Origin of the sequence: Streptomyces sp. NPDC008079 (assembly GCF_042957385.1) — a bacterium.
GTDB lineage: Bacteria > Actinomycetota > Actinomycetes > Streptomycetales > Streptomycetaceae > Actinacidiphila.
Genome location: NZ_JBIBIC010000022.1, coordinates 69,937 through 91,182 on the forward strand (window position 1 = coordinate 69,937; position 21,246 = coordinate 91,182).

Genomic DNA, 21,246 nt, shown 5'->3' on the forward strand with positions numbered 1-21,246 from the left:
CTGAGCTCCGCACGACGTCGTGCGGCGGGGGTTGCCATGCGTGGGGGGTGAGCGCGGGCCCGCGCCCGGTCAGCCCTTGAGGCTGCCCGCGGTGAGGCCGTTGATGATGCTGCGCTGGAAGATGAGGAAGAGGACGAGCAGCGGAATGCTCGCCATCACCATTCCGGCCAGCAACTGGTTGGCGGGCATGTCGTCCGCCAACCGGTTCAGGGCGACCGTGATCGGCTGCTTCGCGGGATCGGGCAGCACGAGCATCGGCCAGAGGAAGTCCTTCCAGACGCCGACCACCGCGAAGATCGACACGACCGCGAGCACCGGCCGGGACAGCGGCAGCACCAGCGACACGAGGATCCGTACCGTGCCCGCGCCGTCGATCCGGGCGGAGTCCAGCAGTTCGGTGGGGATCTGGTCGAAGAACCGCTTGAGGATGAAGATGTTGAAGGCGTTGGCGCAGGCCGGCAGCCAGACGGCCATCGGCGTGTTGATGAGATTGACGTGGATCACCGGCACGTCCACGACGGTCAGATACGTCGGCACCAGCAGCGCCGACACCGGCAGCATCAGCGTGGCCAGCATCATGGCGAGCACCACATTGCCCAGCACCGGCCGCAGCTTGGACAGCGAGTACGCGGCGGCCACGTCGACCACGAGCTGACAGGTCCACGCCCCGGCCGCCAGCAGCAGCGTGTTGAGGAAGTAGTGGCCGAGCCCGACCGACGACCAGGCTTCGGAGTACGCCTCCGGATGCCAGGAGTGCGGCACCATCGTCGGCCTCGGCTGGGCCAGTTCCGACGACGACTTGAGCGCGCCCGAGGCCATCCAGTACAGCGGGAAGAGAAAGGCGGCGGTGAAGCCGAGCAGCGTCGCGCCCAGCACGAACCGGTAGAGGAACCTCCCCGTGCGGCGGTTCATCTCGGTCGGCGCGATCAGCGTGCGGACAGCGGTCTGTGCGGCCATGGTCGTTCCCCTCTCAGCCCTTGCTGCGGGTCAGCCGCAGGTACACCCCGGCGAAGATTCCCAGCACCACGAAGAGCACCGTGCTCATCGCGCTGGCCAGGCCGAAGTCGTTGTAGACGAACGCGTAGCGGTACAGCAGGAGCAGTACGGTCACGGTCGCGTCGTCGGGTCCGCCGCCGGTCAGCACGAACGGCTCGATGAACACCTGCATGGTGCCGATCACCTGGAGCAGCAGCGTGATCATCAGGATGAACCGCATCTGAGGGATCGTCACATGCCACAGCCGCTGCCGTACCGTCGCGCCGTCCAGCTCGGCGGCCTCGTACAGCTCGCCCGGCACGCCGCCGAGCGCCGCGAGGTAGATCAGCGTGGTGGTGCCCATGTTGGCCCAGGTGGAGACCAGGACCAGCGAGATCATCGACAGATTCTGCGACTCCAGCCACGACTGCGCGGGCAGGTGCGCGATCCGCAGCACGTTGTTGAACAGGCCGGGCCCCGGATCGTAGAACCAGCGCCACAGCAGCATCGTGACGATCGGCGGCAGCATCACCGGCAGATAGACCGTCATCCGCAAGTACGCCTTGCCGTGCCGCAGTTCGTTGAGCACGATCGCGGTCACGAACGGCGCCGCGAAGCCGAAGACCAGGGCCAGCAGGCTGAAATACGCGGTGTTGCGCCACGCGGTGACGAACAGCGGGTCGGCGAACAGGCGGTGGAAGTTGTCCAGGCCCACCCACCGCGCGGGTTCCGCGTAGTTGACCTGCTGGAAGCTGAGCAGCACACCGCGGACGATCGGGTACCAGGAGAACACCGCGAAGGCGGCGACGCCCGCGACCAGGAAGAGATACGCCACCAGGTTGTCGACGACGGCCCGGCGCAGCCGGTCCCGCGAGGGGCGGGACCGGCCGGACCGCCCCGCCCCGGCAGGCGCCTTCGGCGTCCGCGCGGTGGCGGCGCGGGCCGACGTCAGCGGTTCGGCTGTCACTTGACCGTGGCCAGGATGGTGTTGACCTTCTTCTCGGCGTCGCTGAGAAGCTGGTCGATGTCCGCGTCCTTCTTGGTGAGCACCGCCTGCATGACACCGTCGAGCACGGTGTAGATCTGCTGGGCGTTCGGCGGCTCGACCTTCACCGCGACCTCGCCGCTGCGGTCCACGAACGGCTGGTAGTTCTTCTGCGGCACGTTCGCGTACTTCTTGTGCGCCGCGTCGACCTTCGCCTGGCCGGCCCCGCTCCACAGGTTCGGCTGCGGCAGGCCGATCGGTATGTCGGTGCCCGCCGACTTCTTGGTGATCTCCTCCTCGCGGTCCGGGTCGAGGTACTTCCACTGGATCCAGGTGAGACCGGCCTTGATCTTCGCCGGGCTGTCCTTCGGGTTGAACATGAAGCCGTCACCGCCGCCGAGCGTCGCGGTGCCGGGCAGCGCGGCCAGCCCGTAGTCGTCGTACTTCCGCTCGAACTGCTTGACGATCGTGGGGATGTTGTCCGGGCCCGCCATGTACATCCCGAGCTTGCCCGCGCCCATCATCTTCTGCACGTCGGGGATCTCCAGGAGCTGCCTGGTGCCCATCGACCGGTCGGTCCAGCGCATGTCGTGCAGCGTCTGGAGCGCCTTGCGGCCCGCGTCGCTGTTGAACGCGGCCTTCCAGGCGCCGCCGTCCTTCACCGCGACGTCGCCGCCCTCGGAGTAGATCCACGAGGTGAGGTGCCAGCCGCCCTGGTTGTTCTTGCTGAACTCGGCGTAGCCGGTGGTGCCGTCGCCGAGCGCGCTGATCTTCTTGGCGTCGGCGCGGACCTCGTCCCAGGTGGTCGGCGGCTTGTCCGGGTCGAGCCCGGCCTTGGTGAACAGCGCCCGGTTGTAGACCAGTCCGAGCGAGTAGTTGCCGGTGGGCAGGCCGTAGACCTTGCCGCCCGCGTCCTTGAAGACGCTCTGCAATTCGGGCCGCACGTCGTTCAGGGCGGGGAAGTCCTTGAGCTGCGCGGTGATGTCGGCGGCCTGGTGGCGCTGGATGAGCCCCGCGGGATCGGTGAAGTAGACGTAGTAGACGTCCTCCAACTGCCCGCCCGCGAGCTTCGCGGCGAAGGTCTTCGGGTCCATCAGACCCTCACGGGCGTCGATCCTGATCTTCGGGTGGCTCGCTTCGAAGGCTTTGATGTCGTCCTCGAAGTTCTTCCGGTCGACGGTCTGGGTGGCCGGAGGCAGCCCGTTCACGCTGATCGTGACCACGCCGTTCTTATCCGCCCCGGAGGAGTGGGACGAGCCGCCGCCGCATGCGGTGACGCCGAGGACCAGCGAGATGGCGAGGGCGGTGACGCCGAGGGCGGGGCGGGTTCTGGAGCCGTCCATGGGGATCGGACCTTCCTGGGAAACGGCAGCGGACGTACCCGTCCCGAGGGGCGAGTGCGCTTGCGTCCGCTTGCGTAACGGCGGGGTTACCAGGACGTCCGGCCGCCTGGCGTTGGCGCCGACAGTAGGATCGGGTCACGCAAGATGTCAATCAATCTGCGCAAGAAAGTAATCCGGAGGATTTGTGTCCGTAACGCAGTGTCATCGACACGCGGGCCGGCCGGGGTGTCCCGACGGGCGGCGGTACGCGTCCGCCCGTCGCCGGACGCGGGCCGGCGCGGGACCGGCCGAGGGCGCGAGCGCATACGCGGAGGGCGGGGCTCCGGGACCGTGAACCGGTCCTGGCGCCCCGCCCTCGCGCGGAGTCGGAAAGCCGTCGCCCTACGGACGACGGTGCAGGTCAGCCGCTTTTCACGACCTTGCGCATCCGGGTGGAGCCGCGCACGATCAGCTCCGGTTCGAAGAGCATCACCTCGTCGGTGACCGCGTGGCCGTCGATCTGTGTGACGAGCGACGCGATGGCCGCGGCGGCCATCGCCTGCACCGGCTGGCGCGAGGTGGTCAGCGGCGGATCGGTCGCTACCATGTACAGCGAGTCGTCGAAACCGATCACCGACAGATCGTCCGGGACTTTCATCCCGTGCCGCCGGGCCGCCCGGATCGCGCCCAGCGCGAGCGCGTCACTCGCGCACACCACCGCGGTGACCCCCTCCGCGAACAGCCGGGGCATCGCCGTCGCCCCGCCCTCCATCGAGAACATCGCGTGCGCCACCAGGGGCCGCCAGTCCGCGGGCGACAGCCCCCGCTGCTCCCAGAAAGCCGCGTAACCTGCGAGTTTGCGGGCCGAGGGGACATGCCCCACCGGTCCGAGCACCAGGCCGATCCGCTCGTGGCCCAGCCCCGTCAGATGCGTCAGCGCCTGCTCGGAGGCCGCCGCGTCGTCCACCGAGACCTGGGATATCTGCCGGTTCTCGTCCGCCGCGTTGATCAGCACGATCGGCACCTGGCGCTCGCGCAGGTCCCGCCCGTGCTCCGGGCCTGCGTCCGCGTAGCTCGCGCCGACGAAGATGATCCCCTCGATGTTCTGCTCCAGCAGCATCTGGATGTAGTGCGCCTCCGAGACGCCGTCCGCGGTCCTGGTGCACAGCACCGGGATCAGGCCCCGCTTGTTCAGCGCCCCCGCCAGCGCCTCGGTGAACGCCGGGAAGATGGGATTTTGCAGGTCAGGGACGACAAGGCCGACCAGCGGCGCCCGCGCGCTGCGCATCCGCGCGGGCCGCTCGAACCCGAAGACGTCCAGTGCGGTGAGCACGGAGTCCCGCGTCGACTGCGCCACGTCAGGGCTGCCGTTCAGCACGCGGCTGACCGTCGCCTCGCTGACACCCGCGAACCTGGCCACTTGGGAGAGTCGTTTCGTCACAGAGGCAATCTACAGGATGGTGCGCAAAAACAAAGATCAGTAACGCAAGAAAATGACGCGACTTGCGCAGAGGAAGATCATGCGGGGAGGGGAGTGAGGCCGTCCGGAGGCGCGCGGGGCCGTACGGAGGCGCGCGGGAGGCCGGGGCCGGGCGCGCCTCGCGGACGGAGGGCGGATCAGGGGCCGACCGGGGACGGGGTTCGCGCCCCGGCGGCGGATCAGCCCGCCTTCCGCCGGGAGGCGGCCGTCTTCTTCGCGGCGGCGGTCTTCTTCGTGGCCGCGGTCTTCCGCGCGCCCGCCTTCGAGGTGCCGCCCTTCGCGGCGGCCGTCTTCGACGCCGTCGACTTCGTCCCCGCCGACTTGGCGCTCGCGGACTTCGCCCCGGCCGACCGCGTACCGCTCGACCCCGTGCCACTCGATCGCGTACCGCTCGACTTCGAGGCGGTCGCCTTCTTCCCGGCCGCCGTCTTCTTCGCGCCGGACCTGCGGGACGACTTCAGTTCGGTGACGCTGGCGTGCCCGCTGCGGTCGTCGCCGTCCGCCGCCTCGTCCGTAGCGGAAGCGCCGGACGCACCGGAAGCCCCCGAGGTGCCCGACCCCGCGCCCTCGCCGCGCCCGCCCTTCGCCTGTTCCACCGACGCGCGCAGCGCGGCCATCAGGTCGACCACCTTGCCCGGTCCGGCCTGTTCGGCCGCCGGAAGCTCGGAGCCCTCCAGCTTCGCGGTGACCAGTGCCTCCACGGCCTGCGCGTACTCGTCGTGATAGCTCGTCAGATCCGCCTCGCCGAGGGCCGAGATGAGGGTGTCGGCGAGCTTCAGCTCCGAATCGCTGATGCTGACACTGCCCTTGGGGGCGGCCTCCGCGGGGGAGTTCAACTCGTCGGGCCAGCGCAGGGTCTGGAGCAGCAGGACGTCGTCGTGGGCGCGGATCAGCGCCAGATGCTCGGAGTTGCGCATGGCGAATTTGCCGACCGCGGCCTTGCCCGCGCGCGCCAGCGCCTCCCGCATCAGCACATACGGCTTGTTCGCGGCGGGGGAGGCGGGGGCCAGGAAGTACGGGGTGTCGAGCTGCATCGCGTCGACGGAGGCCGCGTCGAGGAAACCGCTCACCTCGATGGTCTTCGCGGTCGGCAGCGGCAGTGCCCTGAGATCGGCGTCGGTGATCTCGACCAGCTGCTCGTCCGGCGTCTCGTACGCGCGGCCGATGTCGGCGGCGGTCAGGACCTCCTCGTCCAGCTCACAGGTCTTCTGGTACCGCACCCGGCCCTGGTCGGTGAGGTGGACCTGCCGGAAGCTGATCTTGTGGCTGGACACGGCGGAACCGAGCTTCACGGGTATGGAAACCAGCCCGAAGGCCAGATTCCCCGACCAGACACTGCGCATAGCGAGTCCTTTTTGTCAGGCTATGGGACCTTTATGATATGCCGATCACGGAAGTCGAGGGTCGTCGGATCAAGGTCAGCCACCTCGAACGGGTGCTCTGGCCGGAGACCGGCACCACCAAGGGCGAGCTGCTGCACTACTACGCGAGCGTCGCCACCGGCCTGCTGCCGTACGTCAGCGGCCGTCCCGTCAGCTTCGTCCGCACCCCGGACGGTGTGGACGGCAAGCGTTTCTTCCAGAAACGGCCGCCCGCCGGTACGCCCGACTGGGTGACCGTCTCGCAGTCCGTCAGGCGCAGCGGCGAATTCATGGAGCAGGTCCAGGTCAACGACCTGCCGACGCTGATGTGGGCGGCCAATCTGGCCTGCGTCGAACTGCACACCCCGCAGTGGTGCGCCGACGAGCCCGGCGTCGCCGACCGGCTGGTCCTCGACCTCGACCCCGGCGACGGCTGCACGGTCGTGGACTGCTGCCGGGTGGCACTGCTGCTCAGGGAACGGCTGGCGGAGGACGGCATCGAGATCTGGGCCAAGACCAGCGGCTCCAAGGGCCTGCACCTGCTCGCCGCGCTGCGGGACGCGACCCCGGCGACGGCGACCGCCTACGCCAAACGGGTCGCGCAGGAACTGGAGGCCCGGCACCCGGACCGGGTGATCTCCCGGATGACGAAGGCCGCGCGCTCCGGCCGGGTCTTCATCGACTGGTCGCAGAATTCGGGGAACAAGACCACCGCGGCCCCGTACACCGTCCGCGCCCGCCCGACGCCGACCGTCTCCGCGCCGCTGTCCTGGCCGGAGATCGCCGCCGCGCACACCCCGGACGACCTCACCTTCACCCTGGCCGACCTGCCCGCGCGGCTCAGCGTCGAGGGCGACCTGCTCGCGCCGCTCCTCGACCCCGCCCGCGCGGCCCCGCTGCCGCCGCACTGAACGGAGGCGGGGCCGCGCGGGGCGGTGTCACTTCTGCTGGGCGCCCGCCAGGTGCTCCGACAGCTCCTCCTCGTCCTCGTCCGAGAGCGAGGTCTTGAGCAGCGTGCCGCCGTAGGCCTGCATGGCGTCGGCGAACTTGTCCTCGGTGATCTTCGAGGCCATGATCACGACCGCGGTCGTGCCCGGCGTGAGCAGCGCCTGCACCTGGCCGCGGAACTGGTCGTCGATCCCGGACTTGCCCAGCTTGCCGAGCAGCCCGCCCATCGCGGCGCCCATGAGCAGGCCCAGGCCGGGGACGAGGAAGAGGATGCCGAAGACCATGCCCCACAGCGCGCCCGACGCGGCGGACACACCGACGATCTTGCTCGGGGTGTCGACGTGCGTCTTGCCCTCCTCGTCCACCGAGACGATGGCCAGACCGGTCAGATTGACCACGTAGTCGTTCTGGAGATTCTGCACGGCGGTGTAGGCGTCTTTGGCGACGGTCGGGTCCTCGTAACCGATCACGATGAGTTCGGACATCACGGGCCTCCTAGTGGCGTGGGGCGACAGGATGCACGATATGTCTGTTTCGGGGTTCGGGCAGGGGGAGAGGCGCCGCCGGGTACGGGGCGGCGGGTTACGGCCGGGGCGCGCCGTACCAGCGCCAGGACGTGACGCGCGGGTGGTCCGGGAGGTCGATCCGGCCGGTGGCCCACAGCAGGGTGGACCAGGGGTCCGCGGTCAGCGGGACGTGCGGGAACAGCCGGGCCAGCGCCCTCGCGCACACATCGGCGGGCGGATTCCAGGCGAGGTCGAGCCCGGCCGCCAGGTCGTAGGTGTGGACCAGGGTCTCCACGATGCCCATCGCGGCGAAGCCCTCGGGGTCGGAGACGCCGTAGCTGTGGTGGGCGCGGACCTCGGGCGACGCCGTACGCGCCATGGCCACCAGCAGCGCGCCGGTCGCCTCCAGCACCTGCAACAGGCCCTCCGGGCCCGCCTTCCGGTCCGCGTGGATGGCGTTGGGCGGGCCGCCCGGCCTGCGCGGCGACCAGAAGAAGGGCACGTCCGTGCTCAACGGGGGCTGCCTCGGGCCCAGTTGGGCCGCGTACGCGAACAGGTCGTCGGCCAGGTGCTCCACCGTCTCCCAGCAGTCCCACTCCAGCGACCCGGCCTTGCGGTCCTCCCACGCCGATGCGGGCGCCTCGCGCAGCGCGGCGACGGCGAGCTGGACGGAGCGGTCGAGGTCGTCGGCCGTGACGGGCCCGGTCGTGTGGTCAGCGGTTTCCGGCATGCCAGGCACCGTACCGCGCGGACCAGGCCGCCCCGCGAGGGATTTTCCGCGCGCCGGATACGTGTCGTGGGCGGCTCACGAGGCGCGGTCCCGCCCGGCGTCGAGGCGCTGGCGCACTGAGCACCGAGGCGCTCACGCGCAGGCGGCGTCCTTGTCCTTGCCCGCCGCGCCCCGCGCGAGCTCCAGGGAGAGCGCGAGCCCCGTACCGTCGGTGCGCGCGCCGGTCAGCCGTACGCCGTCGGGCAGTTCGGGAAGCGCCACGGTGCGCGGGCCCAGCTGCCCGGCCAGATCGCCGCCGCCGGGCAGCGACGCCAGATCGGCGACGGCGACGTCCCGGCCGAGCACGCGGACGGTGGTCGGGGTGACCGTGAGACCGTCCTTCCCGGTCGTGACGCGGGTGTGCACGGTGATCGGCAGGCGCAGACCGCCGATGCTGCCGGTGAGTACGAGCCCGCCGCCGTCGCCGCCCACGGCCAGCCCCGCGACCTTGCCGTCCCGCGCGGCCAGCCGCTTCTGCAACTCGGCGTAGGCGATGGTCGCGGTCGCCGTGCCGCCGCTGGTCGTGCCGTCGGTCGACACGTCGTGCAGGTCGACCGCCACATTCACCTCGGTGTCGCCCCTGCGCACACCGTCGGCGGCGATGTGCGCGCTGCCGAGATTCCCCGTGAGCACCCGGAGCCCGGCGAAGGCGCTGGTCAGCTCCGCGGTCACCGGCCCCGTGGGCTTCAGGCGGCAGGCCACCGCCTCGGCGATACGGCCGCGCGCGGTGTGCTCGACGGCCAGGTCGACGGCGGTCGCGGCGCCGGTGAGCAGCGCGGCCACGACGGCCGTGACGACGAGCCGCCTGCGACGCGGCGCCGACCGCCGGCCGACACCGGCTTCCCCGCCGGGCTCCGCGCCCGGCGCGCCGTCCGCCGCCGTACGTCCGGGCGGACGTGCCGACGCGCGGTCGGGCGTGGCGGTACGACGTGCCGGGCGGGGCTTCACGATGCGCGGTGTCCGATCCGATGGTGCGGGTGCGGGTGCGGGTGCGGGTGCGGCGGGTGTGGGGCGGGCGGCGGCCGGGCCGGACCCGTGGCCGATCCACCGTGCCGCGCCTGCCGGTCGGCGGCTCCGCCGGTCTCAGCCTACGGGCCCGCCCGAATCGTCGGCGCCGCCTGCCGGGCCGTCCCGAGCGCGCCCGCGGTCATGACCCGCCCGCCGTACCCGTCCCGCGCCCCACCGCGCCCGTTCCGCGCCCCGCCGTACCCGTCCCGCGCCCCGCCGCGCCCGGGACACGCCTCATGCCTCCTCCCGACCCGCGCTCACCCGGCGCCGCACCTGCAACAGGTAGTCCTTGCGGTTCAGCGGGTCGAGGTCGGTCCGGGGCCGCTCCGGCACCGCGCCGACCACCGGCTCGTAGTGGTCGAAGGCCGACTCCAGGACGCCCTCGCCGTGCGTGAGCGTCGGCAGCGACTGCTCCAGTTCATGCACCCGCGCGGCCGGGACCACGCCTTCCAGGACGTACGAGTCGCCCTGCGGCTCGGGTGCGCGCGGTACGGCGCGGAGCCGGGACAGGACGGGCAGCAGCGCGCCGAAGGTGTCGGCGGGGACGTCGAGCCGGAAGAGGTGCATCGGCTCGTGCACCCTGGTCCCGGCCCCGCGCAGCGCGTCCATCAGCACCAGCGGCGTCAGATCGCGGAAGTCGCCCGACGTACTGGACATGCTCTTGTCGAACACGGCGTGCGCGTGGCTCTGCCGGGGCGAGTAGCCGGAGTGCGTCATCGTCACGACGCAGTCGATCACCTCCCAGCCGTGGACGCCCTGGCGCAGCGTCTCGCGCACGGTCTCCTCGACGGCCTTGAAGAACGAGTAGGGCATGGAGCCGAGTTCGACCCCGAGGCGGAACGCCACGCCTGACCCCGGCGGCGCGGGCTCGACGCGCAGCCCGACCGTCGCGAGGAACGGATTGGCGTCCTTCTTGTTGAACTCGACGGCCTCCCCGGAACCCACCACGCGCTCGACGCAGATCGTCGTGGTCTCGCGGAAGGTGACATCGACCCCGAACTCGTCGGCCAGCGTGGCCTGGACGACCTCCTTCTGCACCTCGCCGTAGAGCGAGACCGAGATCTCCTGCCGTACTCCGTCCAGCCGCAGATTGATCAGCGGGTCCTGCTCGGCGAGTTGGGCGAGCGCCACATGCAGCGTCCCCCTGTCGGCCGCGCGGGTGGGGACGACCACCGTCTCCAGCGTCGGCGGCGAGAAGTGCCGACCGTCCGGGGGAGCGGCGCCCGGATCGCCGACCGTGTCACCGATCCTGATGTCGGCCAGGCCCTTGAGCAGCGCGATCCGCCCGGCCGAGACGGACGCGGCGGGCACGGCGGCGCCCCGCTCGAAGACGCTGATGCCGGTGACCTTGGCCTCGCCGGCCGACGCGGCCCCGTCGGGACCGTCGGCACCGTTGTCCCTGTGCCCCTTCTCGCTGCTCACCGCGGAGTCGGGGCCGAACGGCAGCCGGTCCCGCGTGCGTACCGTCCCGCAGAACAGCCTTACGTACGCGGTCCGTTCACCGGTCGGGCCGCGCTCGATCTTGAACACCCGCCCCGAGACCGGGCCGTGGGCGTCACCGGCCGCCGCGGGCAGCAGTTCGGTGAGACCGGCCGTCAGCGCGGCGACGCCCGCGCCGGTGATCGCGGAACCGAAGAAGACCGGATGCACCTGTCCGCGCGCGGTCTGCGCCGCCAACTCGGCGCGCACCCGGCCGTACGAGACCGCGGACTCGTCGGCCACGTAGTCGGCGAGGAACGCGTCGTCGTGCTCGGCGAGCAGGCCGGCCAGACCGGCGACGAAGTCCGGGTCGGCGGCGGTGAACGGGACGCTGCGCGCGCCCCGCGTGCCGGATTGCTCAACCCGGCCCATCGGGAAGGCCGTTGGTGCGAGCTTGCCCCGGACGCTCCGCAGCACCTCGTCGCAGCGGGCGCCGCGGCGGTCGGTCTTGTTGACGAAGATCAGGACGGGGATGCGCAGTCGTCGCAGCGTCCGCATCAGGACGCGGGTCTGCGCCTGCACGCCCTCGACCGCGGAGATCACCAGCACCGCGCCGTCGAGCACGCTCAGCACGCGCTCCACCTCGGCGATGAAGTCCGGGTGGCCGGGGGTGTCGATGAGATTGACGGTGACGTCGTCGACCTCGAAGGAGACGACGGCCGATTTGATGGTGATGCCGCGTCGGCGCTCCAGCGCCAGGGTGTCGGTCCGCGTGCTGCCGTCGTCGACGCTGCCGACCTCGTCGATGACTCCGGCGGCGAACAGCAGCCGCTCGGTCAGGCTGGTCTTACCGGCGTCGACGTGCGCCAGGATGCCCAGGTTCAACGTACGCAAGACGCTTCAAGTCCTCTAGATCGGTGGGAGTTGCCGTCTGGGTGGGGACTGAAGTTCCGCGCATGATCATCTCCTGGGTACGGTCGGCCGGTCCGGTCGTACGGGGGCCGTTGGACTGTCGTCGGGAGTACAGCAGAGCCGTACGCGACGGACAACCGGTTTTGTCCGCGTACGAGGGCGTCCGTGCCTCGTCCTCCGCCGTTTCTTCACGTACTGGTGGGGCTCAGGAGTCTCGATCACACCTCCGTTGTCAGTATCATCAGCGGGACGACTTTGGATGCAATTGCATCTGGAATTGCATCCGCAGTTGCGGTCGCGGGCATGCTTGTGACTGCGAGCGATCGAGTACAACTCACAGAGGAGTGGTGCCGGATGAAGCAGTTCGACAACGGAGTGCGGGCGGACGAGATCCCGGGTGTCGAGTGGGTCAAGAGCGGGCGGAGCAATCAGAGCGGCAACTGCGTCGAGGCGGCCAAACTGCCTGATGGCGGCGTTGCGTTCCGCAACTCCCGTGACCCGCACGGTCCCGCGCTCGTCTACACGCACGACGAGATGGTCGCCTTCATCGGTGGCGCCAAGGACGGGGACTTCGACTTCCTCACCGCGTGAGGCGGTTACGCTCAGGCGCGTCCGTCTGAGTGAATGACGACAAGAACAGTTGACGGCTGAGCGCGACGGCGTGAAGTCGGGAATTCGTGACTCCGGTAGGGGCGCGACAGCGCGCCTCGCAGTGCAATACTGGCGTGCGTCCAGTTTCTACCGGGAGCCCGCATGTCCGCTCAGCCGCAACTCGTATCACCGCTGCAACTGCTGGAGCGCCGCCCGGACATGGGCGCCAAGGCGTTGGCACGTGTGCTCGGCAACTATCTGCGTGCCCTGCGCGAGGCCGCCGGGGTCAGCCCGGCACAGGCCGGAGAGCGTATCCGTGGCCACGCCTCGAAGATCAGCCGCATGGAGACGGCGCACGTTTCCCTCAAGTTAAGGGACGTCGACGACCTCCTCGCGCTCTACGGCGTCGCGGAGCAGGAACGGGCGGAGATCGCCTTCCTGGTCCAGCGCTCGGCCAAGCCCGAATGGTGGCAGCCGTACGGCGAGGTCGTACCCGACTGGCTCCAGGGCCTGATCGGTCTGGAGCGCGACGCCCACGTGATCCGTACGTACGAGACGCAGTTCGTGCCCGGCCTGCTCCAGACGCCCTCGTACGCGCAGGCGGTCGTGCGCAGCGGCCACCGGCTCGCCTCGCCCGAAGAGGTCGAGCGGCGCGTGGAGTTGCGGCTGGAACGCCAGCGCAGGATGGCGGAGCCCGGCGCTCCCGTGCTGTGGGCGCTGATCGACGAGGGCGTGCTGCACCGCCCGGTCGGCGGTCCCGCGGTGATGCGCGAGCAGTTGGAGTATCTGCTGGTGGTGCTGCGCCAGCCCGGTGTGCGGCTCCAGATCGCCTCCTGGTCGGCGAGCGCGGCGGCGACGCCCGGTTCCGCGGTCACGTATCTGCGGTTCGCCCAGGGCTTCCTGCCCGACGTGGTCTATCTGGAGCACATGACGAGCGCGATGTACCTGGACCGGCTGGAAGAGCTGGACAAGTACCGTGCCGCGCTCGATGAGTTGAGCGCGCTGGCGGCGACGCCGGTGGAGAGCCGCGTGCTGCTGGAAGAGGCGCTGAAGCGCTACAAGTAGAGCGGCCCCCGAGAACGACGCCGGCCCGCATCCCCCTCGCCGGGGGTGCGGGCCGAAGCTCTGCCGTGGGCGTTGCTACACGCGGGCCACGCCGCCGTACTCGATCCATTCCTTGCTGGGCTGCTTGAGGCCGAGGTCGCTGTCGGGGCGCCAGGTGGAGACCTCCACCAGGCCCGGCTCGATGATCTCGTAGCCTTCGAGGAAACCGGCGAGGTCGCTGGGCTTGCGCACCTCACCCCAGTGGCCGCCGGTGGACTGGTCCATGAACTCGGTGACGAAGCGGCGGGTCTCGGGGTCGTCGCTGACGAGCTGACAGACCACCAGGAAGCTTCCCTTGGGCAGCTTTTCGGCGACGCGCCGGACGACGCCCGCGGGGTCGTCGGTGTCGCGGATGCAGTGCAGCACCGACACGAAGAGCGCGGCGACCGGCTCGTTGAGGTCTATCAGCCGCGTCAGTTCTTCGTGCTGCCAGATGCTCTCGGTGTCGCGGAAATCCGCCTGGATCACCGAGGTGTTCTCGTTCTGCTGGAGCAGCGCGCGGCCGTGGGCGAGCACGATCGGGTCGTTGTCGACGTACACCACGCGGGCGTCGGGGTTGATGCGCTGCACGATCTCGTGCACATTGTCCTGCGTCGGCAGACCGGAGCCGTGGTCCACGAACTGCTTGATGCCGTAGTCCTCCGCGAGCCTGCGCACCACCCGGCGCAGGAACTGACGGTTGTTCAGGGCCAGGATCTTCATGCTGGGGACCTGGAGGAGTAATTGCTCCGTGGCCTCGCGGTCGGCCGGGTAGTTGTCCTTCCCGTCCAGCAAGTAGTCGTACATGCGTGCCACAGCGGGCACCGTCACATCTATCTTGTCGGAAAGCGGTGCGTCCCGGTGCTCCATCGGGCCCCTCACGGTGGTTCGTTGATCGAAAGCTGCGGTGACGACTTCCATCCTAGGGAGACGTGATCGTCCGGTCGAGAGCGCAGACCAGGAGGTTGTGCCGGACGCGCGGCCCGGCTCCGGTCCGGCCGTCTTCGGGCCCGGCCCGGTTCCGGGGCCGCGCCGGTCCTAGCCCGCGGTCTCGGTGTCCTCGGCGTCCACGGTGTTCCCGGTGGGCAGCGGCGGCTCGGCCTCCATCCGCTCGACCTCCTCGTCCGTCATCAGCCGGGAGCGCAGGAGGAAGCGGACGCCCTCGGGGGCCTCAAGCGAGAAGCCGCTGCCGCGGCCGGGCACGACGTCCACGGTGAGGTGGGTGTGGCTCCAGCACGCGTACTGGCTCGCGCTCATCCAGAACGGGGTGTCCCCGGCGACCCGGCCGAGCAGGACGTCCGCGCCGCCCACCCGGAACTCACCGCGCGGGTAGCACATCGGTGAGCTGCCGTCGCAGCAGCCGCCGGACTGATGGAACATCAGGGGGCCGTGCCGCCGGGCCAGTTGGTCGACCATTGCTTCGGCGGCCGGGGTCATTTCGACGCGCCCCACGGGACGTCCGGGCGAGGCGGGGCCGGGCAAGGCCGTGTCGGACCGTGCGGTATCGGACCTGGTGGCGTCCATCACGGGGGCTCCCATCCGCCGACCGCCGGATGCGTCGGCGTTCTCGTACCAGCCTCCCGCCCGCGACGGCTTTCGTCCAGGGACGGGACCGCGCCCGGCGTCGGGCGTCAGACGGGCTGGTGGTGGGCGAGGAGCGCGTGCGGGTCCCCGGCGCCGTGGACGTGGGCGTGGGCACCGGCCGGTGCGTGGTCGATGTGGACGGTCGCGGCCCGCAGCCGCGGCACGGCGTGCAGCAGCGCGTGCTCGGCCCGCACGGCGACGGCGTGCGCCGCGACGACGCTGATGCCGGGGTCGACCACGACCGCCGCCTCGGCCCGCAGCGCGTGCCCGATCCACCGCATCCTGACCGGCCCCACCCCCTCCACCCCCGGCACCGCGCCGAGCGCCCGCTCGGCCCGGTCGACCAGCTCGGGGTCGACGGCGTCCATCAGCCGCCGGAACACCCCGCGCGCCGCGTCCCGCAGCACCGCCAGGATCGCCACGGTGATCAGCAGCCCCACGACCGGGTCCGCGAGGCGCCACCCCAGGGCCGTACCGGCGGCGCCCAGCAGGACCGCGAGGGAGGCGAACCCGTCGGTACGGGCGTGCAGGCCGTCGGCGACCAGGGCCGCGGAGCCGATGTCGCGCCCGACGCGAATCCGGTATCCGGCCACCCACTCATTGCCCACGCATCCGGCCAGCGCCGCACCGGACACCGCCCACAGGTGGGTGACCGTACGCGGATCGAGCAGCCGGTCCACCGCCGTCCAGGCCGCGAAGGCGCTCGACGCGGCGATGGCCAGCAGGACGGCGACCCCGGCCAGATCCTCGGCCCGCCCGTAGCCGTACGTATAGCGGCGGTTGGCGGCCCGGCGCCCGAGGACGAAGGCGATGCCCAGCGGCACCGCCGTCAGCGCGTCCGCCGCATTGTGCACGGTGTCGCCCAGCAGCGCCACCGACCCGGACACCGCGACGATCAGCGCCTGGACGAGCGCGGTCGCGCCCAGCACCGCGAGCGACACCCACAGCGCCCGCATCCCGCGCGCCGACGACTCCAGCGCCGCGTCCACGCTGTCCGCCGCCTCGTGCGAATGGGGCCGCAGGAGATGCCCGAGCCGGTGCCGCAGCCGCGATCCGGGGTGCGTACGACCGCCCGTCGCGTGTGCGTGGCCGTGCGCCCGGTGATGGCCGTGGCCGTGGTCGTCGGCATGGTCGTGGTCGTGTGGGTGACCGGCGCCGTGCGCCTCGCCGTGGGTGTGCTCAGTCCCCGCCATGTCGGACACCGTGGCACACGGAACCCCTTGCGGCCACTCCCGAAATACCACCTGTGACCAGGTGCGATGCCCTCGCAACAGCCCCGGCTGGGCGACAGGGGCCGCTCACAGGCTCAGCCGGTACGGAATCGTGCACACCACGACGTCGGTACGGGCTCTGAGCGCGGAGGCCAGCAGCAGGCCCCGCTGATTCTGGAGGATCTGGTAGCGCCGGTGGCGCGGCACCACCTCGGGGATGAGGACGGAGACGTGCTGACCCTTGGCCACCTCGCGTTCGACGTAGGAGACGATCGGCTGCACCAGCGAGCGGTGCGGGCTCTCCACGATGTCCAGCCGTACGCCCGGATTCCAGCGGTCCCAACTCTCCCGCAGGGCGCGGGCCTTGTCGGGGTCGCCCTGCACGGCGACGGCGACGACGGCGGTGCCGAGGTTGAGGGCCGCCGTCAGCGCCTGCTGGGTGAGCCTGCTGACCTCGCCGACCGGCACGATCACCAGGGACACGGTGCGCCGGACCGGCGGCGGGACCTCACCGAGCCCCAACTCCTTCCCGACCTCGGTGTAGTAGCGCTGGATACGGGCGAACAGCAGCATCAGCAGCGGCACGGTGACCACCACCACCCAGGCCCCGGCGAGGAATTTGTCGGCGAGCAGGACGACGGCGGCGATCGCCGTCAGCACCGCGCCGAAGCCGTTGAGCGTCGCGCGCTGGCGCCAGCCGCGGGGACGCTCCCCGCGCCAGTGCCGAACGAGGCCGATCTGGCTGATGGTGAAGCCAATGAACACGCCGATCGCGAACAGCGGCAGCATGCGGTGGGTGTCGGCGTCCACGGCGATCAGCAGCAGCGCGGCGAGCAGCGCGAGGGCGCCCACGCCCCAGCGGTACACCGGGCGCTCCGTGCGCAGACCGAACAGGTGGGGCAGCCGGTGGTCGCGGGCCAGCAGGCTCATCAGGACCGGCAGCCCGCCGAAGCTGGTGTTGGCGGCCAGCGCCAGTGCCAGGGTGACGACGAGATTCGTCGCGTCGTACGGCCAGCCGGTCCCGAAGGAGCCCGCGGTGAGCTGCGCCAGGACGGTCACGTCGCCGCGCGGCGCCACATGGTCGCGGCGGATCAGCACCGCGAGCCCGACCAGCATCAGCGCGAGCAGGCCGCCCAGCATCAGCTCGGTGCGCTGCGCCCGCCTGACCCGCGGGTCGCGGAAGGCGGGCACCCCGTTGGCGATGGCCTCCACGCCGGTCAGCGAGGAGCAGCCGGCCGAGAACGCCTTCAGGAGCAGCAGCAGCCCCAACGACTCGGTGATGTGCACGGGTTGGGGAGTGCCGACGACGGCCACGGGGTGCGAGCGCACCAGGCCGAAGACGATGATCCCGAGGACGCTCGCGATGAACAGCGCCGTCGGCAGCATCAGCACCCGGGCGCTCTCGGCCACACCACGCAGATTCACGGCCGTGAGCACGGCGAGCCCGAGCAGACACACCGGCAGCAGATGCGGCGCGAGGGAGGGGTAGGAGGAGGCGAGGCTCGCGGCGCCCGCGGCGAGGCTGACGGCGACGGTGAGCACGTAGTCGACGACGAGGCTCGCGGCGGCGAGCAGACTGATGCCCTGCCCCAGGTCCTTCTTCGCCACCGCGTACGCGCCACCGCCGTCCGGGTGCACGGCGATGACCTGCCCGTACGAGACCACCAGCACCGCGAGCAGCCCGGCGATCACCAGCGTCACCGGCAGTGTCGCGCTGAGCGCCCCGGAACCGGCGGCGATCAGGACCAGCACGATCGCCTCGGGGCCGTACGCGACCGAGCTGAGCGCGTCCAGCGACAGTGCCGCCAGCCCTTCGATGCTGGTCAGGTGCTGCTTGTCCCCCTCGCCCGGCCGCAGGGGGACTCTCGGCCGCAGTTCGCGGCGGGCCAGACCGAAGGTCATCGGTACCTCGGGGTGCAGGGGACGACACGCGGGGACGCGTCATGCCCAGTCTGACGGACCGTCACCGGAGGACGGCTGAGGCGCGGCCGTGGACCCCCGCGCGGCCGTCGCACCCCGGCCGGGTGTCGCCTCCCCGGCCGGGTGTCGCTCGCTCCCGTGCGGCCCGTCAGTCGTGCGGCGGCGGGGGTCAGCGCTCCATCATGCGCATCTGGGCCTCGTTGTGGGTGTCTCCCGCGGCCGGGGGGAGGCTGCTGAGCCTGTCGAGCTGTTCCGCGCTGAGCCGGACGGCGTCGGCGGCGGAATTCTCCTCGACGCGGGTGACGCGCCGAGTGCCGGGGATGGGCGCGATGTCGTCGCCCTGGGCCAGCAGCCAGGCCAGCGCGACCTGCGCCGGGGTGGCGTCGATCTCGGCGCCGACGGCGGCGACCTCGTCGGCCAGCCGCAGATTGTGCTGGAAGTTCTCCTTCGTGAACCGGGGGTTGTTGGCCCGGAAGTCGTCGGCGTCGAACTGGTCGGTGGAGCGGATCGCGCCGGTCAGGAAGCCGCGCCCGAGGGGTGAGAAGGGCACGAAGCCGATGTTCAGCTCGCGCAGCACCGGCAGCACGCGCGCCTCGGGGTCGCGGGTGAACAGGGAGTACTCCGACTGGACGGCCGTGACCGGGTGGACGGCGTGGGCGCGGCGGATGGTCTCCGGGCCGGCCTCGGACAGGCCGATGTGCCGGATCTTGCCCTCGGCGACCAGCTCGGCGAGCGCCCCGACGGTGTCCTCGATCGGCGTGCCGGGGTCGACCCGGTGCTGGTAGTACAGGTCGATGCGGTCGGTGCCCAGCCGGGTCAGCGAGCCCTCGACGGCGGCGCGGATGTTCGCGGGAGTGCTGTCCGCGCCCTGGCGGCCGGTGTGCGAGATCAGCCCGAACTTCGTGGCCAGCACGACCTCGTCGCGGCGGCCCCTCAGCGCCCGGCCGACGAGCGTTTCGTTGGTGTAGGGGCCGTAGACCTCGGCGGTGTCGATGAACGTGACGCCCAGTTCCAGGGCGCGGTGCAGCGTACGGACCGACTCCGTGTCGTCGGTTCCCGCGCCGGTGTAGGCGTGGGACATGCCCATCGCGCCCAGGCCGATCCGGGCAACGTCCAGGTCACGCAGGGTGATGTGCTTCATCGCTTCTTCTCTCCTGGCGGACGGCGGCGATCTTGTCCTGTCCGGCCAAGCCTGCCTCTTCCCGCCCGCCGACGACAGGCCGGGACAGGCGGAGGGTCGACAGCGGGGGTGTGACAGGGCCCCTGTCCGCCGTCCGGCCATCGCGGCGGCCGGGCGGCGGAGAGGGGCCGAGGTTCGGGTCAGGGCCGTTTGAAGGCTTCGGGGCCGCCCGCGCCGCAGGGGGCCAGACGGACGCCGGTGCCGTTGTCGACCTCGCTCAGGCACAGGGCGGCGTGAGCGGAGTAGACGGTGCTGCCGCGCAGTGAGAACTTCTGCGCGACGTTGCCGCTGCAATTCGCGACCTGGACGACCGTGCCGGGGGTGGTCCCGCCCCAGGCGGCGTCCATGCACAGGTCGTTGGCGCGGATGGTCCCGTCGGGGCTGATGTGCCACCGCTGGACGAGGCTGTCGTCGCACGCCGCGAGCGCCAGCGGGGTGCCGTCCGTACCCGCGCCCGCGGTGAGGCACTTGCCGGTCGCCGCGTTCTTCAGCGGAGCCCCCGGCGGCTTCGGCGCGTTGGCCGCCGACGCCGGTCCCGAGGCCGGCGCGGACGCGGGCGGTGCGGACGCGGGCGGCGCCGAGCCCGGCGCGGCACCGGACGGCGAGGCCGCCGACGGCGACGGACCGGCCGTGGTCGGCGCGGGCGCCGTCGTGGTGTCGGAGGCGTGCGCGACCGTGGTCGAGGGCGAGGAGGAGCCGTGCAGCGCGAGCCCGAGCCCGATCCCCGCGAGGCAGAGCACGGCGACCGACGCGACGACGACCCGGCCCCGGGTGACGACGGGTTTGGTCCGCGGGCCGGGCTCGGCGGGCCTCCCGGCCGTGCGGCCGACGGGAATGTCGTCGCCTTCCTGGGACGGGGGCAACTCCGCGTCCGGGTCGAGCCGGTGCGCGACCCGCTCGTCCAGCAGCCCGGTGTCCACGACGCCGGCCGAGTCGATGGTGAAGCGCCAGCGGGGCTGATCGGTGCGGCCGACGACGACGACCGTCCACCGGCCGTCCGGGTCGTCGGCCAGCCGCTGGAAGCGTTCGCGGTCCCGGCCGCCGGGCGAGCCGCCCAGCAGCAGCACCCCGCCCGCCTCGTCCTCCAGCGCCGCGTCGGTGTCGGCCGGCTCCTGCGGCTCGGCCGGCGCCCCCGCGCCGGGGACCGGTTTGAAGCCGACGCGGACCACGCGCACCTCGCGGGACCAGGGGCTGGCGGCCAGTTCGCGGGCCCAGTCGTGGGCCAGGGCCCGCGCCTGCCGGGCGTCGCCCTCCAGACCGATGAGCCCGCCGACCTCGCCGAGGTTGAGCAGCACGAAGCCCTTGCCGGTGTTGCCGAGCGGGACCAGCCGCGGATACGGCTCCGGCAGCGACTCCGCCACGCTCGCGCTCTGGAGCCAGCGCAACTGGGCGTGCCAGGTCCGCCCGTCCTGGTCCGCGGTCCACCCGGCCGGTGGCCGCTGATCGGGCGTCCTGAGGTGGAACCAGACGGTCTCGGGCCCGACGACCACCACATGGGCCACCGGAACGGCGCGGTTCTCGCGGTCGCAGGCGGTGGCCAGGACGCGGATGACCCGGTCCACGGTCCACAGACCGTGATCGGCACGCGGCGCCGAACCCGGTCGCTGCCCGGACCTTCGCGACCGGCGCAGCCGGGCGCTCCAGTCGGTGCGGCGAGGAAGGCGATCGGCGGATCGGGACGGGGGTGTCACCTGTGTCTCCTTCACTCACGTCTTCACTCGCGTCCGCCCACGCCGTCAGCACGTTCACTCACGTCGTCACAGGGACGGTCGCGCCGCGCCCGCGGTGTGCCGCGCACGCTGTGTCCTGTGAACGGTGGTAGCCCGCCACGGGGGTGTCAACGCCGGGCGCGGGGCGGCGGCGCCCCCTTGGGCCCAGGGGCCCAAGGTCGCCCGCGAGCCCTGGACCAGGCATCGGAGCCGTTCCTAGCATCGACCGCGTCCGGGCCCGGCGTGCCGCCGCGTACCGGCAAGCCCGGCAACGTCAGAAGGG

General features: G+C 71.5%; 18 protein-coding genes. 3 read left to right on the forward strand and 15 right to left on the reverse strand.

The features are described 5' to 3' along the window. Window positions 1–69: 69 nt before the first annotated feature. The 5 genes from ACFZAM_RS32460 to ACFZAM_RS32480 all read right to left on the reverse strand — a co-directional run bounded on the left by ACFZAM_RS32460 (window position 70) and on the right by ACFZAM_RS32480 (window position 6,105). Entirely contained in the window at window positions 70–957 is an 888-nt protein-coding gene (locus ACFZAM_RS32460; RefSeq protein WP_391051197.1) for an ABC transporter permease subunit, read from the reverse strand. A 13-nt stretch (window positions 958–970) separates the two neighbouring features. After that, window positions 971–1,942: an ABC transporter permease subunit gene (locus ACFZAM_RS32465; RefSeq protein WP_391051199.1), complete on the reverse strand. Its 972-nt coding sequence runs from the start codon at window positions 1,940–1,942 to the stop codon at window positions 971–973. Continuing rightward, entirely contained in the window at window positions 1,939–3,303 is a 1,365-nt protein-coding gene (locus ACFZAM_RS32470) for an extracellular solute-binding protein (RefSeq protein ID WP_391051201.1), read from the reverse strand. Before ACFZAM_RS32470 ends, ACFZAM_RS32465 begins: the two co-directional genes overlap by 4 nt. Window positions 3,304–3,703: 400 nt before the next feature. Next, window positions 3,704–4,723, reverse strand: coding sequence for a LacI family DNA-binding transcriptional regulator (locus ACFZAM_RS32475; protein WP_355335582.1), 1,020 nt, complete (start codon window positions 4,721–4,723; stop codon window positions 3,704–3,706). Between the two features lie 218 nt (window positions 4,724–4,941). Next, window positions 4,942–6,105, reverse strand: coding sequence for a Ku protein (locus ACFZAM_RS32480; protein WP_391051203.1), 1,164 nt, complete (start codon window positions 6,103–6,105; stop codon window positions 4,942–4,944). Window positions 6,106–6,143: 38 nt separating this feature from the next. Between ACFZAM_RS32480 and ligD the strand changes: the two genes are divergently transcribed. Further along, a complete protein-coding gene (ligD, locus tag ACFZAM_RS32485) occupies window positions 6,144–7,034 on the forward strand; it encodes a non-homologous end-joining DNA ligase (RefSeq protein ID WP_391051205.1) in 891 nt (296 codons plus the stop codon). A 27-nt stretch (window positions 7,035–7,061) separates the two neighbouring features. Here the strand turns inward: ligD and ACFZAM_RS32490 are convergent, their stop codons facing one another. The 4 genes from ACFZAM_RS32490 to ACFZAM_RS32505 all read right to left on the reverse strand — a co-directional run bounded on the left by ACFZAM_RS32490 (window position 7,062) and on the right by ACFZAM_RS32505 (window position 11,667). After that, the gene (locus ACFZAM_RS32490) at window positions 7,062–7,556 is read right to left on the reverse strand and encodes a DUF1269 domain-containing protein (protein ID WP_355335575.1); all 495 of its coding nucleotides are present in this window, start codon (window positions 7,554–7,556) and stop codon (window positions 7,062–7,064) included. Window positions 7,557–7,653: 97 nt separating this feature from the next. Next, complete coding sequence (locus ACFZAM_RS32495) at window positions 7,654–8,307, reverse strand: hypothetical protein (RefSeq protein ID WP_391051208.1); 654 nt, start codon at window positions 8,305–8,307, stop codon at window positions 7,654–7,656. A gap of 132 nt (window positions 8,308–8,439) precedes the next feature. Beyond that, window positions 8,440–9,294, reverse strand: coding sequence for an LmeA family phospholipid-binding protein (locus ACFZAM_RS32500; protein WP_391051210.1), 855 nt, complete (start codon window positions 9,292–9,294; stop codon window positions 8,440–8,442). Between the two features lie 294 nt (window positions 9,295–9,588). After that, window positions 9,589–11,667 (reverse strand): GTP-binding protein, encoded by a 2,079-nt coding sequence (locus ACFZAM_RS32505; protein WP_391051211.1) that lies wholly within the window; start codon window positions 11,665–11,667, stop codon window positions 9,589–9,591. Window positions 11,668–12,039: 372 nt separating this feature from the next. Here ACFZAM_RS32505 and ACFZAM_RS32510 point away from each other — a divergent pair, with 372 nt between their 5' ends. Then, a complete protein-coding gene (locus ACFZAM_RS32510; protein ID WP_355335565.1) occupies window positions 12,040–12,276 on the forward strand; it encodes a DUF397 domain-containing protein in 237 nt (78 codons plus the stop codon). Between the two features lie 162 nt (window positions 12,277–12,438). Further along, complete coding sequence (locus ACFZAM_RS32515) at window positions 12,439–13,341, forward strand: helix-turn-helix transcriptional regulator (RefSeq protein WP_355335562.1); 903 nt, start codon at window positions 12,439–12,441, stop codon at window positions 13,339–13,341. Window positions 13,342–13,416: 75 nt separating this feature from the next. Here the strand turns inward: ACFZAM_RS32515 and ACFZAM_RS32520 are convergent, their stop codons facing one another. From ACFZAM_RS32520 to ACFZAM_RS32545, 6 genes are all read right to left on the reverse strand, one after another. Further along, window positions 13,417–14,229 carry an SAM-dependent methyltransferase gene (locus ACFZAM_RS32520; RefSeq protein ID WP_355335559.1) on the reverse strand — a complete coding sequence of 271 codons (813 nt, stop codon included), beginning with the start codon at window positions 14,227–14,229 and terminating at the stop codon, window positions 13,417–13,419. Between the two features lie 168 nt (window positions 14,230–14,397). Beyond that, on the reverse strand, window positions 14,398–14,796 hold the full coding sequence (locus ACFZAM_RS32525; RefSeq protein WP_391051286.1) for a DUF779 domain-containing protein: 399 nt from the start codon (window positions 14,794–14,796) through the stop codon (window positions 14,398–14,400). A 194-nt stretch (window positions 14,797–14,990) separates the two neighbouring features. After that, window positions 14,991–16,136 carry a cation diffusion facilitator family transporter gene (locus ACFZAM_RS32530; protein ID WP_391051215.1) on the reverse strand — a complete coding sequence of 382 codons (1,146 nt, stop codon included), beginning with the start codon at window positions 16,134–16,136 and terminating at the stop codon, window positions 14,991–14,993. A 105-nt stretch (window positions 16,137–16,241) separates the two neighbouring features. Further along, window positions 16,242–18,056, reverse strand: a complete 1,815-nt coding sequence (locus ACFZAM_RS32535) for an APC family permease (protein ID WP_355335555.1) — start codon at window positions 18,054–18,056, stop codon at window positions 16,242–16,244. A 187-nt stretch (window positions 18,057–18,243) separates the two neighbouring features. Next, complete coding sequence (locus ACFZAM_RS32540) at window positions 18,244–19,215, reverse strand: aldo/keto reductase (protein WP_391051217.1); 972 nt, start codon at window positions 19,213–19,215, stop codon at window positions 18,244–18,246. 179 nt (window positions 19,216–19,394) lie between these two features. Beyond that, the gene (locus ACFZAM_RS32545) at window positions 19,395–20,816 is read right to left on the reverse strand and encodes a ricin-type beta-trefoil lectin domain protein (RefSeq protein ID WP_391051219.1); all 1,422 of its coding nucleotides are present in this window, start codon (window positions 20,814–20,816) and stop codon (window positions 19,395–19,397) included. Window positions 20,817–21,246 lie beyond the last annotated feature (430 nt).